Below are 12,690 nucleotides of genomic sequence, written 5' to 3' on the forward strand. Positions count from 1 at the left end.
GTGCATTATTAATGCAATTTACTGCCGTCTTAACATGAAATTGTAACGGTAATGTTTAAAGTAACAAATGGTTAATAACTCATTTGGGGTTGTGCTATTCATTGGACCTAATTAATCACTTCTACTCAAATGATTATTCTTGAGCAGTGGAACGTATTACTTAGAGTGGGCTGGTGTTCAATAACGTCCAGATATAATACCGTTTCATTGTCTCGTCTTGCTGCTGGGGTAATAAAGATAATTTACATATACCAACACAGGATAAACTTAGTTATTGAATCTCATGTTGTTTGATGTTGGCTCACTGAGCCGTTCATTGAATATAAAGAGGAGAAAAATATTTATATCAGATGCAATTTAGCTTAAAAGCTCTCTTTCCCTTCTTCCTGCATTCTACAAATCCATCCTTCAATGTGATTATTAGCAAAGCAACAATAACATTCCGGGGTAAAGATTGGTGCTCATAAAGACAACAATCAATTAACTTTGATAAAAATATGTTATGTAAAATGACAACAAATTGGCTAATCTAATCAATTAGTCTTATAAAAAGTAGGTAAGGCGGTTCTGTTAAATAAAATACTGGTTTTTTATCTATGCATTTTCATAGCGGTAATTTTGCTGCGCTATTTAGTTACAATAAATTAACAATAAAATTACTAATGATCTATAGATTATACATGGTTAACATATCTGATTGATTTTGATATAAATCAATTTTTAATTCTTGAAAAAAATCTGCAAAACGCGATAAATTGTCGTAGATCAAATTGGTGGGATGGTGACAATTTCGCTATAAATTGATCACTGTCGAAAAATGCAAATTTGCTCAATAAAAACCTGTTTATTGTAAGGATTTTGCGGCGTAATATAATTACGGGATCAATTTGGTTTATTCATTAACATATTTGTAACTTTTTTATCATTGTCTTTCCTCTTTTGATGAAATGGCAACGATAGGGGCGAGCAAATAATTTTGTATTGGGGCATGCGTGTGACCCTTTCTAACGGGGTTCACTCTCGGAGTCTTCATGCGATGAGCAAGGAGTCATGATGTTAGATATAGTCGAACTGTCGCGCTTACAGTTTGCCTTGACCGCGATGTACCACTTCCTTTTTGTGCCGCTGACGCTCGGTATGGCGTTCCTGCTGGCCATTATGGAAACGGTCTACGTCCTTTCCGGCAAACAGATTTATAAAGATATGACCAAGTTCTGGGGCAAGTTGTTTGGTATCAACTTTGCTCTGGGTGTGGCAACCGGTCTGACCATGGAGTTCCAGTTCGGGACTAACTGGTCTTACTATTCCCACTATGTAGGGGATATCTTCGGTGCGCCGCTGGCAATCGAAGGTCTGATGGCCTTCTTCCTCGAATCCACCTTTGTAGGTCTGTTCTTCTTCGGTTGGGATCGTCTGGGTAAAGTTCAGCATATGTGTGTTACCTGGCTGGTGGCGCTCGGTTCAAACCTGTCCGCACTGTGGATTCTGGTTGCGAACGGCTGGATGCAAAACCCAATCGCGTCCGATTTCAATTTCGAAACCATGCGTATGGAGATGGTGAGCTTCTCCGAACTGGTGCTTAACCCGGTTGCTCAGGTGAAATTCGTTCACACTGTAGCCTCTGGTTATGTGACTGGCGCGATGTTCATCCTCGGTATCAGCGCATGGTATATGCTGAAAGGCCGTGACTTCGCCTTCGCTAAACGCTCCTTTGCTATCGCTGCAAGCTTCGGTATGGCTGCCGTTCTGTCTGTTATTGTTCTGGGTGATGAATCCGGTTACGAAATGGGCGACGTGCAGAAAACCAAACTGGCTGCAATTGAAGCCGAGTGGGAAACGCAACCTGCGCCTGCTGCCTTTACTCTGTTCGGTATTCCTGATCAGGATGAGCAGACGAACAAATTTGCGATCCAGATCCCTTACGCGCTGGGCATCATTGCAACGCGTTCCGTGGATACGCCAGTTATCGGCCTGAAAGAGCTGATGGTTCAGCATGAAGAACGCATCCGTAACGGGATGAAAGCGTACTCTTTGCTCGAACAACTGCGTTCTGGTACTACCGACCAGGCGGTTCGTGACCAGTTCAATAGCATGAAGAAAGACCTCGGTTACGGTCTGCTGCTGAAACGCTATACACCAAACGTGGCTGATGCGACTGAAGCTCAGATTCAACAGGCAACCAAAGACTCCATTCCGCGTGTAGCGCCGCTGTACTTCGCGTTCCGTATTATGGTGGCGTGTGGCTTCCTGCTGCTGGCAATCATTGCGCTCTCCTTCTGGAGTGTCATCCGCAACCGCATTGGCGAGAAAAAATGGCTGCTGCGCGCCGCGCTGTACGGTATTCCGCTGCCGTGGATTGCTGTAGAAGCGGGCTGGTTCGTTGCCGAATATGGTCGCCAACCGTGGGCTATCGGTGAAGTGCTGCCTACCGCCGTGGCGAACTCGTCACTGACCGCAGGCGACCTCATCTTCTCGATGGTGCTGATTTGCGGCCTGTATACCCTGTTCCTGGTGGCAGAATTGTTCTTAATGTTCAAGTTTGCACGCCTCGGCCCAAGCAGCCTGAAAACCGGTCGCTATCACTTTGAGCAGTCCTCCACGACTACTCAGCCGGCACGCTAAGACAGGAGTCGTCAAATGATCGATTATGAAGTATTGCGTTTTATCTGGTGGCTGCTGGTTGGCATTCTGCTGATTGGTTTTGCAGTCACTGACGGTTTCGACATGGGGGTGGGCATGCTCACCCGTTTCCTCGGTCGTAACGACACCGAGCGTCGAATTATGATTAACTCCATCGCCCCACACTGGGACGGTAACCAGGTTTGGCTTATCACCGCAGGCGGCGCACTGTTTGCTGCCTGGCCGATGGTCTATGCTGCTGCGTTCTCCGGCTTCTATGTGGCGATGATCCTTGTGCTGGCGTCTTTGTTCTTCCGTCCGGTCGGTTTTGATTATCGCTCCAAGATTGAAGAAACCCGCTGGCGTAACATGTGGGACTGGGGCATCTTCATTGGTAGCTTCGTTCCGCCGCTGGTGATTGGTGTAGCGTTCGGCAACCTGTTGCAGGGCGTACCGTTCAACGTTGATGAATATCTGCGTCTGTACTACACCGGTAACTTCTTCCAGCTGCTTAACCCGTTCGGCCTGCTGGCTGGTGTGGTGAGCGTAGGGATGATCATTACTCAGGGCGCGACCTACCTGCAAATGCGTACCGTGGGCGAGCTGCACCTGCGTACCCGTGCAACGGCTCAGGTGGCGGCACTGGTGACGCTGGTCTGCTTCGCACTGGCGGGTGTATGGGTGATGTACGGTATCGACGGTTATGTCGTTAAATCGACAATGGACCATTACGCAGCATCTAACCCGCTGAATAAAGAAGTGGTTCGTGAAGCTGGCGCATGGTTGGTGAACTTCAACAATATGCCGATTCTGTGGGCTATTCCGGCGCTGGGTGTTGTTCTGCCGCTGCTGACCATCCTGACTGCACGTATGGATAAAGCCGCGTGGGCGTTTGTGTTTTCCTCCCTGACGCTAGCCTGCATCATCCTGACTGCCGGTGTCGCGATGTTCCCGTTTGTGATGCCGTCCAGCACCATGATGAATGCAAGTCTGACAATGTGGGATGCAACTTCCAGCCAGCTGACGCTTAACGTCATGACCTGGGTTGCGGTGGTTCTGGTTCCGATCATTCTGCTCTACACCGCCTGGTGTTACTGGAAAATGTTCGGACGTATCACCAAAGAAGATATTGAACGTAACACCCACTCTCTGTACTAAGTAAGGAGCTAAAAATGTGGTATTTCGCATGGATTCTGGGAACGCTTCTTGCCTGTTCGTTTGGGGTAATCACCGCGCTGGCGCTTGAGCACGTCGAATCAGGTAAAGCCGGTCAAGAAGACAGCTGATGAGTAAGATTATCGCAACCTTGTATGCGGTAATGGACAAGCGCCCCCTGCGGGCGCTTTCCTTCGTGATGGCGCTTCTGTTAGCAGGATGTATGTTTTGGGACCCATCACGTTTTGCCGCGAAGACCAGTGAACTGGAAATCTGGCATGGTTTATTGCTGATGTGGGCCGTCTGTGCTGGCGTAATTCACGGCGTGGGTTTTCGTCCGCAGAAGGTTCTTTGGCAAGGGATTTTTTGCCCACTGCTTGCCGATATCGTTCTCATTGTCGGGCTGATTTTCTGCTTCTTTTAAATCAGAATTCTCTTTAAAAATTTATGGACCTTCAACAGTCCATAAATTTTTACGCTCCCTTAACTTGCCCTCATTCCCAAACCTCAATCGCGCGCGTATAGTAGCAGCGTTTAAAAGTTCTAACTTTTGTTGCATTACCGGGATGTAAAGTGAATACAACGCTGTTTCGATGGCCGGTTCGCGTCTACTATGAAGATACCGATGCCGGTGGTGTGGTGTACCACGCCAGTTACATCGCTTTTTATGAAAGAGCACGCACAGAGATGCTGCGTCATCATCACTTCAGTCAACAGGCGCTGATGGCTGAACGCGTTGCCTTCGTGGTGCGTAAGATGACGGTGGAATATTATGCGCCTGCGCGGCTCGACGATATGCTCGAAATACAGACTGAAATAACATCAATGCGTGGCACCTCTTTGGTTTTCACGCAACGTATTGTCAACGCTGAGAATACTCTGCTGAATGAAGCCGAGGTTCTGATTGTTTGCGTTGACCCACTCAAAATGAAGCCTCGTGCGCTTCCCAAGTCTATTGTCGCGGAGTTTAAGCAGTGACTGACATGAATATCCTTGATTTGTTCCTGAAGGCGAGCCTTCTGGTTAAACTTATCATGTTGATTTTGATTGGTTTTTCAATCGCATCCTGGGCCATTATTATCCAGCGGACCCGTATTCTTAACGCCGCGGCTCGCGAAGCCGAAGCGTTTGAGGATAAATTCTGGTCTGGAATCGAACTTTCTCGCCTCTATCAGGAGAGCCAGGGAAAACGAGATAATCTCTCGGGGTCGGAACAAATCTTTTACAGTGGGTTCAAAGAATTTGTGCGCCTGCATCGTGCTAACAGCCATGCACCGGAAGCCGTAGTGGAAGGCGCGTCGCGCGCGATGCGTATTTCCATGAACCGTGAGCTGGAAAATCTGGAAACGCACATTCCGTTTCTCGGCACTGTGGGTTCCATCAGCCCGTATATCGGTCTGTTCGGTACAGTCTGGGGGATCATGCATGCCTTTATCGCTCTCGGCGCGGTGAAGCAGGCAACATTGCAAATGGTTGCTCCAGGCATCGCAGAAGCGTTGATTGCTACAGCAATCGGTCTGTTCGCCGCTATTCCGGCGGTTATGGCCTACAACCGCCTCAACCAGCGCGTAAACAAACTGGAACTGAATTACGACAACTTTATGGAAGAGTTTACCGCGATTCTGCACCGCCAGGCGTTTACCGTTAGCGAGAGCAACAAGGGGTAAGCCATGGCCAGAGCGCGTGGACGAGGTCGTCGCGATCTCAAGTCCGAAATCAACATTGTACCGTTGCTGGACGTACTGCTGGTGCTGTTGCTGATCTTTATGGCGACAGCGCCAATCATCACCCAGAGCGTGGAGGTCGATCTGCCAGACGCTACTGAATCACAGGCGGTGAGCAGTAACGATAATCCGCCTGTGATTGTTGAAGTGTCTGGTATTGGTCAGTACACCGTGGTGGTTGAGAAAGATCGTCTGGAGCGTTTACCTCCAGAGCAGGTGGTGGCGGAAGTATCCAGCCGTTTCAAGGCCAACCCGAAAACGGTCTTTCTGATCGGTGGCGCAAAAGATGTGCCTTACGATGAAATAATTAAAGCGCTGAACTTGTTACACAGTGCGGGTGTGAAATCGGTTGGTTTAATGACGCAGCCTATTTAAGCATCTGCGTTTCCCTTGCTTTTAGAGAGCGGGTAACAGGCGAACAGTTTTTGGGAACCGAGAGTGTCAAAGGCAACCGAACAAAACGACAAGCTCAAACGGGCGATAATTATTTCAGCAGTGCTGCATGTCATCTTATTTGCAGCGCTGATCTGGAGTTCGTTCGATGAGAATATAGAAGCTTCAGCCGGAGGCGGCGGTGGTTCGTCCATCGACGCTGTAATGGTTGATTCAGGTGCGGTAGTTAAGCAGTACAAACGTATGCAAAGCCAGGAATCAAGCGCGAAGCGTTCTGAAGAGCAGCGCAAGATGAAGGAACAGCAGGCTGCTGAAGAACTGCGTGAGAAACAAGCGGCTGAACAGGAACGCCTGAAGCAGCTTGAGAAAGAACGGTTAGCTGCTCAGGAACAGAAGAAACAGGCTGAAGAAGCCGCTAAACAGGCCGAGTTAAAGCAGAAGCAAGCGGAAGAGGCAGCAGCGAAAGCGGCGGCAGATGCTAAAGCGAAGGCTGAAGCGGAAGCCAAAGCTGCCGAAGAAGCAGCGAAGAAAGCGGCTGCGGACGCGAAGAAAAAAGCAGAAGCAGAAGCCGCCAAAGCCGCAGCCGAAGCGCAGAAAAAAGCTGAGGCCGAAGCCGCCAAAGCTGCAGCGGCGCTGAAGAAGAAAGCGGAAGCGGCAGAAGCTGAAGCAAGAAAGAAAGCGGCAACTGAAGCTGCTGAAAAAGCGAAGGCAGAAGCTGAGCAGAAAGCGGCTGCTGAAAAGGCGGCTGCAGATAAGAAAGCCGCCGCTGAAAAAGCAGCAGCCGACAAAAAAGCAGCAGAAAAAGCGGCTGCTGAAAAGGCAGCAGCTGATAAGAAAGCAGCGGCAGAAAAAGCCGCCGCAGACAAAAAAGCCGCCGCAGACAAAAAAGCCGCAGCGGCAAAAGCAGCAGCTGAAAAAGCGGCTGCAGCAAAAGCTGCCGCGGAGGCAGATGATATTTTCGGTGAGCTAAGCTCTGGTAAGAATGCACCGAAAACGGGGGGAGGGGCGAAAGGGAACAATGCTTCGCCTGCCGGGAGTGGTAATACTAAAAACAATGGCGCATCAGGCGCAGATATCAATAACTATGCCGGGCAGATTAAATCTGCTATCGAAAGTAAGTTCTATGATGCATCGTCCTATGCAGGTAAAACCTGTACGCTGCGCATAAAACTGGCACCGGATGGCATGTTACTGGATATCAAACCTGAAGGTGGCGATCCCGCTCTTTGTCAGGCTGCGTTGGCAGCAGCTAAACTTGCGAAGATCCCGAAACCACCAAGCCAGGCAGTATATGAAGTGTTCAAGAACGCACCATTGGACTTCAAACCGTAATCGCGATGTTGGTCGTCACGGCGGTCAACATCAGACATCGGTTGGCGCAGGGTTCTGGTAGTTTTGTGTATTTGAGTTTGTTAACATTCTGCTAAATTATCGTGGGCTATCTGTCCAGATAAGGGAGATATGATGAAGCAGGCATTACGAGTAGCATTTGGTTTTCTCATACTGTGGGCGTCAGTTCTGCATGCTGAAGTCCGCATTGTGATCGACAGTGGTGTAGATTCCGGTCGTCCTATTGGTGTCGTTCCATTCCAGTGGGCGGGTCCAGGTGCGGCACCTGAAGATATTGGCGGCATCGTTGCTGCTGACTTGCGTAACAGCGGTAAATTTAATCCGTTAGATCGCGCTCGTCTGCCTCAACAGCCAGGTAGCGCGCAGGAAGTTCAACCTGCTGCATGGTCTGCGCTGGGCATTGACGCTGTCGTTGTAGGTCAGGTCACTCCGAATCCGGACGGTTCTTACAATGTTGCTTATCAGCTGGTTGATACCGGCGGTGCACCGGGTACTGTGCTTGCTCAGAACTCATACAAAGTAAACAAACAATGGCTGCGTTACGCTGGCCATACCGCCAGTGATGAAGTGTTTGAAAAACTGACCGGCATTAAAGGTGCGTTCCGTACCCGTATTGCCTATGTTGTTCAGACCAATGGCGGCCAGTTCCCGTATGAGTTGCGTGTGTCTGACTATGATGGCTACAACCAGTTTGTGGTTCACCGTTCTCCGCAGCCGCTGATGTCTCCGGCGTGGTCACCGGACGGTTCTAAACTGGCATATGTTACCTTCGAAAGCGGTCGTTCAGCGCTGGTAATTCAGACGCTGGCAAATGGCGCTGTACGTCAGGTGGCTTCCTTCCCGCGTCACAACGGTGCGCCTGCATTCTCGCCAGACGGCAGCAAGCTGGCATTCGCTCTGTCGAAAACTGGTAGCCTGAATCTGTACGTAATGGATTTAGCCTCTGGTCAAATCCGTCAGGTGACAGATGGCCGCAGCAACAACACTGAACCGACCTGGTTCCCGGACAGCCAGAACCTGGCCTTCACTTCTGACCAGGCCGGTCGTCCGCAGGTTTATAAAGTGAATATCAACGGCGGTGCGCCGCAACGTATTACCTGGGAAGGTTCGCAGAACCAGGATGCGGATGTCAGCAGCGACGGTAAATTTATGGTAATGGTTAGCTCCAATGGTGGGCAGCAGCACATTGCCAAACAAGATCTGGTAACGGGAGGCGTACAAGTTCTGTCCTCAACGTTCCTGGATGAAACGCCAAGTCTGGCACCTAACGGCACTATGGTAATCTACAGCTCTTCTCAGGGGATGGGATCCGTGCTGAATTTGGTTTCTACAGATGGGCGTTTCAAAGCGCGTCTTCCGGCAACTGATGGACAGGTCAAATTTCCTGCCTGGTCGCCGTATCTGTGATAATAATTAATTGAATAGTAAAGGAATCATTGAAATGCAACTGAACAAAGTGCTGAAAGGGCTGATGATTGCTCTGCCTGTTATGGCAATTGCGGCATGTTCTTCCAACAAGAACGCCAGCAATGACGGCAGCGAAGGCATGCTGGGTGCCGGCACTGGCATGGATGCGAACGGCGGAAATGGCAACATGTCTTCCGAAGAGCAGGCTCGTCTGCAAATGCAACAGCTGCAGCAGAACAACATCGTTTACTTCGATCTGGACAAATACGATATCCGTTCTGACTTCGCTCAAATGCTGGATGCACACGCAAACTTCCTGCGTAGTAACCCGTCTTACAAAGTCACCGTAGAAGGTCACGCGGACGAACGTGGTACTCCGGAATACAACATCTCCCTGGGTGAACGTCGTGCGAACGCCGTTAAGATGTACCTGCAGGGTAAAGGCGTTTCTGCAGACCAGATCTCCATCGTTTCTTACGGTAAAGAAAAACCTGCAGTACTGGGTCATGACGAAGCGGCATACTCCAAAAACCGTCGTGCGGTACTGGTTTACTAAGAGAATTGCATGAGCAGTAACTTCAGACATCAACTATTGAGTCTGTCGTTACTGGTTGGTATAGCGGCCCCCTGGGCCGCTTTTGCTCAGGCACCAATCAGTAGTGTCGGCTCAGGCTCGGTCGAAGACCGCGTCACTCAACTTGAGCGTATTTCTAATGCTCACAGCCAGCTTTTGACCCAACTCCAGCAGCAACTCTCTGATAATCAGTCCGATATTGATTCCCTGCGTGGTCAAATTCAGGAAAATCAGTATCAACTGAATCAGGTCGTGGAGCGGCAGAAGCAGATCTTGTTGCAGATCGATAGCCTTAGCAGCGGTGGTGCAGCGGCACAATCAGCCAGCGGCGATCAAAGCGGGGCGGCGGCGGCAACGACGCCAACAGCTGATGCAGGTACTGCGAATGCTGGCGCGCCGGTGAAAAGCGGCGATGCAAACACTGATTACAATGCAGCTATTGCGCTGGTACAGGATAAATCCCGCCAGGATGACGCGATGGTGGCATTTCAGAATTTCATCAAAAATTATCCTGATTCAACTTACCTGCCCAACGCCAATTATTGGCTGGGTCAGTTAAACTACAACAAGGGTAAGAAAGATGATGCGGCGTACTATTTTGCTTCGGTAGTGAAAAACTATCCGAAGTCACCGAAGGCTGCAGATGCGATGTTTAAGGTCGGCGTCATCATGCAGGACAAAGGTGACACTGCGAAAGCAAAAGCCGTGTACCAACAGGTTATCAGTAAGTACCCTGGTACTGATGGCGCCAAACAGGCACAAAAACGTCTGAACGCCATGTAATGCATAACACGCGACCAGAAGTCGCATTATTTCTGGTCGTGTCGTGCGATTCATAAGCAGTTGAGTGATCTACATCGAAATTTTTGTTGCGCTCAAGTCTGAAATCAGTAATATATGCCGCCGTTGCCACGGGATATCAAACAAACCGTAAGCAACGAAAAAGTGGGTCGTTAGCTCAGTTGGTAGAGCAGTTGACTTTTAATCAATTGGTCGCAGGTTCGAATCCTGCACGACCCACCACTTTAAGTAGTATCCAGCGTAGTATCGGGTGATTAGCTCAGCTGGGAGAGCACCTCCCTTACAAGGAGGGGGTCGGCGGTTCGATCCCGTCATCACCCACCACCGGGTCGTTAGCTCAGTTGGTAGAGCAGTTGACTTTTAATCAATTGGTCGCAGGTTCGAATCCTGCACGACCCACCACTAATTACGGTGGGTTTGGTGGAAGTAGTTTGTAGTATCCAGCGCAGTATCGGGTGATTAGCTCAGCTGGGAGAGCACCTCCCTTACAAGGAGGGGGTCGGCGGTTCGATCCCGTCATCACCCACCACTCGGGTCGTTAGCTCAGTTGGTAGAGCAGTTGACTTTTAATCAATTGGTCGCAGGTTCGAATCCTGCACGACCCACCAATTTTAATATTGGCACCGAGTAAAAATCTTTCAGGTAACACCCGTATGGGTCGTTAGCTCAGTTGGTAGAGCAGTTGACTTTTAATCAATTGGTCGCAGGTTCGAATCCTGCACGACCCACCATCCTGAATGATTAAAGCAGCATAATCCCGCAAGGGGTCGTTAGCTCAGTTGGTAGAGCAGTTGACTTTTAATCAATTGGTCGCAGGTTCGAATCCTGCACGACCCACCAATGTAAAAAAGCGCCCTAAAGGCGCTTTTTTGCTATCTGCGATACTCAAAGATTCGAACCTGCAGCAGGTTCGAGTAGAGCGCAGCGAAACAACGGAGCCGCTCGCGGCGACGGCCCGAAGGGCGAGCGAAGCGAGTCATCCTGCACGACCCACCAATGTAAAAAAGCGCCCTAAAGGCGCTTTTTTGCTATCTGCGATACTCAAAGATTCGAACCTGCAGCAGGTTCGAGTAGAGCGCAGCGAAACAACGGAGCCGCTCGCGGCGACGGCCCGAAGGGCGAGCGAAGCGAGTCATCCTGCACGACCCACCAATGCAAAAAAGCGCCCTAAAGGCGCTTTGAGACTGATGACAAACACAAAAACTGCCTGATGCGCTACGCTTATCAGGCCTACGTGGTTTATGCAATACATTGAATTTGCATGGTTTTGTAGGCCGGATAAGGCGTTTACGCCGCATCCGGCATGAACAAAGCGCACTTTGTGAACAATCTGAAAAGCGCCCTAAAGGCGCCTTTTTGCTATTCAAGCATCCCAAAATTCCAATTCTTAACCCTGATGACATACTCTGCGCTTGCTGCGTAAGCAACTCTACGTCGGTGGAATTAGGCGTAAAATGATGCATCCTGCACATCAGGCGTAATACGTGTGACTTTTCCTCACCATTCGGCTATTTTGTTTAGCATATAAAACAACTGAGGCCGATTGCAGCGGGTTGAACGCTTCATGTCGGTATAAACGTTAAGCCTGTAAAACGAGATAGCCAAATGAGCATGATGTTTGATCCTGAAACGGCGATATATCCTTTTCCACCGAAGCCAACGCCGTTAAGCATTGATGAAAAAGCGTACTACCGCGAGAAAATAAAACGTCTGCTAAAAGAACGTAATGCGGTGATGGTCGCCCACTACTATACCGATCCTGAAATTCAACAGCTGGCGGAAGAAACCGGTGGCTGTATTTCTGATTCTCTGGAAATGGCCCGCTTCGGTGCTAAGCATCCCGCTTCTACGCTGTTAGTTGCTGGGGTGAGATTTATGGGGGAAACCGCCAAAATTCTCAGCCCGGAAAAAACAATTCTGATGCCAACACTTCAGGCTGAATGTTCACTGGATCTCGGATGTCCGATTGAAGAATTCAACGCATTTTGCGATGCCCATCCCGATCGTACTGTCGTTGTCTACGCCAACACTTCTGCTGCAGTAAAAGCGCGTGCAGACTGGGTGGTGACTTCAAGTATTGCTGTTGGACTCATTGATCATCTGGATAGTCTGGGGGAAAAACTCATCTGGGCACCAGACAAACATCTGGGGCGTTACGTACAAAAACAGACGGGCGCGGATATTTTATGCTGGCAGGGTGCCTGCATTGTGCATGACGAGTTTAAGACTCAGGCGTTAACCCGCTTACAAAAACAGTACCCTGATGCTGCCATACTGGTGCATCCGGAGTCACCACAAGCTATTGTCGATATGGCCGATGCTGTTGGTTCCACAAGTCAGTTGATTAACGCTGCAAAAACATTGCCGCATCAGCAACTGATTGTGGCGACTGACCGGGGCATTTTCTACAAAATGCAGCAGGCAGTGCCAGATAAAGAATTGCTGGAAGCGCCAACCGCAGGCGAGGGCGCTACCTGTCGAAGTTGCGCTCATTGTCCGTGGATGGCAATGAATGGCCTTCAGGCCATCGCAGAGGCGCTGGAACAGGGAGGAAGCAATCACGAGGTTCATGTTGACGAAAATCTGCGAGAGAGGGCGCTGGTGCCGCTCAACCGCATGCTGGATTTTGCGGCTACACTACGTGGATAACTGACAATAAGGCGTCAC

Annotated in this window: 12 protein-coding genes, 7 tRNA genes and 2 other RNA genes; all 21 read left to right on the top strand. The window is 49.7% G+C overall.

Annotated elements, in window-relative coordinates; all coding sequences use genetic code 11:
- Positions 1-1,053: 1,053 nt before the first annotated feature.
- Positions 1,054-2,622 (top strand): cytochrome ubiquinol oxidase subunit I, encoded by a 1,569-nt coding sequence (gene cydA / locus FEM44_RS18130; protein ID WP_135523028.1) that lies wholly within the window; start codon positions 1,054-1,056, stop codon positions 2,620-2,622.
- Between the two features lie 15 nt (positions 2,623-2,637).
- Entirely contained in the window at positions 2,638-3,777 is a 1,140-nt protein-coding gene (gene cydB / locus FEM44_RS18135) for a cytochrome d ubiquinol oxidase subunit II (RefSeq protein WP_135523003.1), read from the top strand.
- 14 nt (positions 3,778-3,791) lie between these two features.
- Complete coding sequence (gene cydX / locus FEM44_RS18140; RefSeq protein ID WP_000270283.1) at positions 3,792-3,905, top strand: cytochrome bd-I oxidase subunit CydX; 114 nt, start codon at positions 3,792-3,794, stop codon at positions 3,903-3,905.
- Positions 3,905-4,198, top strand: a complete 294-nt coding sequence (gene ybgE, locus FEM44_RS18145) for a cyd operon protein YbgE (RefSeq protein WP_135523002.1) — start codon at positions 3,905-3,907, stop codon at positions 4,196-4,198. The genes cydX and ybgE overlap by 1 nt, the downstream gene beginning before the upstream one ends.
- Positions 4,199-4,347: 149 nt before the next feature.
- Complete coding sequence (gene ybgC / locus FEM44_RS18150; RefSeq protein ID WP_001098372.1) at positions 4,348-4,752, top strand: tol-pal system-associated acyl-CoA thioesterase; 405 nt, start codon at positions 4,348-4,350, stop codon at positions 4,750-4,752.
- Positions 4,749-5,441 carry a Tol-Pal system protein TolQ gene (gene tolQ / locus FEM44_RS18155; protein WP_000131310.1) on the top strand — a complete coding sequence of 231 codons (693 nt, stop codon included), beginning with the start codon at positions 4,749-4,751 and terminating at the stop codon, positions 5,439-5,441. Before ybgC ends, tolQ begins: the two co-directional genes overlap by 4 nt.
- Before the next feature lie 3 nt (positions 5,442-5,444).
- Positions 5,445-5,873: a colicin uptake protein TolR gene (gene tolR / locus FEM44_RS18160; RefSeq protein ID WP_000090097.1), complete on the top strand. Its 429-nt coding sequence runs from the start codon at positions 5,445-5,447 to the stop codon at positions 5,871-5,873.
- A gap of 63 nt (positions 5,874-5,936) precedes the next feature.
- Positions 5,937-7,223 (top strand): cell envelope integrity protein TolA, encoded by a 1,287-nt coding sequence (tolA, locus tag FEM44_RS18165; protein WP_135523001.1) that lies wholly within the window; start codon positions 5,937-5,939, stop codon positions 7,221-7,223.
- A gap of 132 nt (positions 7,224-7,355) precedes the next feature.
- Complete coding sequence (gene tolB / locus FEM44_RS18170) at positions 7,356-8,648, top strand: Tol-Pal system beta propeller repeat protein TolB (protein WP_010352214.1); 1,293 nt, start codon at positions 7,356-7,358, stop codon at positions 8,646-8,648.
- Positions 8,649-8,682: 34 nt separating this feature from the next.
- Positions 8,683-9,204 carry a peptidoglycan-associated lipoprotein Pal gene (gene pal / locus FEM44_RS18175; RefSeq protein ID WP_001295306.1) on the top strand — a complete coding sequence of 174 codons (522 nt, stop codon included), beginning with the start codon at positions 8,683-8,685 and terminating at the stop codon, positions 9,202-9,204.
- A gap of 9 nt (positions 9,205-9,213) precedes the next feature.
- Positions 9,214-10,005 (top strand): cell division protein CpoB, encoded by a 792-nt coding sequence (cpoB, locus tag FEM44_RS18180; RefSeq protein WP_130214946.1) that lies wholly within the window; start codon positions 9,214-9,216, stop codon positions 10,003-10,005.
- Between the two features lie 164 nt (positions 10,006-10,169).
- Positions 10,170-10,245, top strand: a tRNA-Lys gene (locus tag FEM44_RS18185).
- A gap of 26 nt (positions 10,246-10,271) precedes the next feature.
- Positions 10,272-10,347 (top strand) — tRNA-Val (locus FEM44_RS18190).
- Between the two features lie 2 nt (positions 10,348-10,349).
- A tRNA-Lys gene (locus FEM44_RS18195) sits at positions 10,350-10,425 on the top strand.
- 51 nt (positions 10,426-10,476) lie between these two features.
- Positions 10,477-10,552 (top strand) — tRNA-Val (locus tag FEM44_RS18200).
- A gap of 3 nt (positions 10,553-10,555) precedes the next feature.
- Positions 10,556-10,631 (top strand) — tRNA-Lys (locus FEM44_RS18205).
- A 47-nt stretch (positions 10,632-10,678) separates the two neighbouring features.
- Positions 10,679-10,754: transfer RNA gene (locus FEM44_RS18210), tRNA-Lys, on the top strand.
- A gap of 33 nt (positions 10,755-10,787) precedes the next feature.
- A tRNA-Lys gene (locus tag FEM44_RS18215) sits at positions 10,788-10,863 on the top strand.
- A gap of 30 nt (positions 10,864-10,893) precedes the next feature.
- Positions 10,894-11,019, top strand: a non-coding RNA gene (locus tag FEM44_RS18220) — RtT sRNA.
- A gap of 30 nt (positions 11,020-11,049) precedes the next feature.
- Positions 11,050-11,175: non-coding RNA, RtT sRNA (locus tag FEM44_RS18225), on the top strand.
- A 453-nt stretch (positions 11,176-11,628) separates the two neighbouring features.
- Positions 11,629-12,672 (top strand): quinolinate synthase NadA, encoded by a 1,044-nt coding sequence (gene nadA / locus FEM44_RS18230; RefSeq protein ID WP_135522997.1) that lies wholly within the window; start codon positions 11,629-11,631, stop codon positions 12,670-12,672.
- The last annotated feature ends 18 nt before the right edge of the window (positions 12,673-12,690 follow it).

This window comes from Escherichia sp. E4742 (genome assembly GCF_005843885.1).
In the GTDB taxonomy this organism is placed as follows: domain Bacteria; phylum Pseudomonadota; class Gammaproteobacteria; order Enterobacterales; family Enterobacteriaceae; genus Escherichia.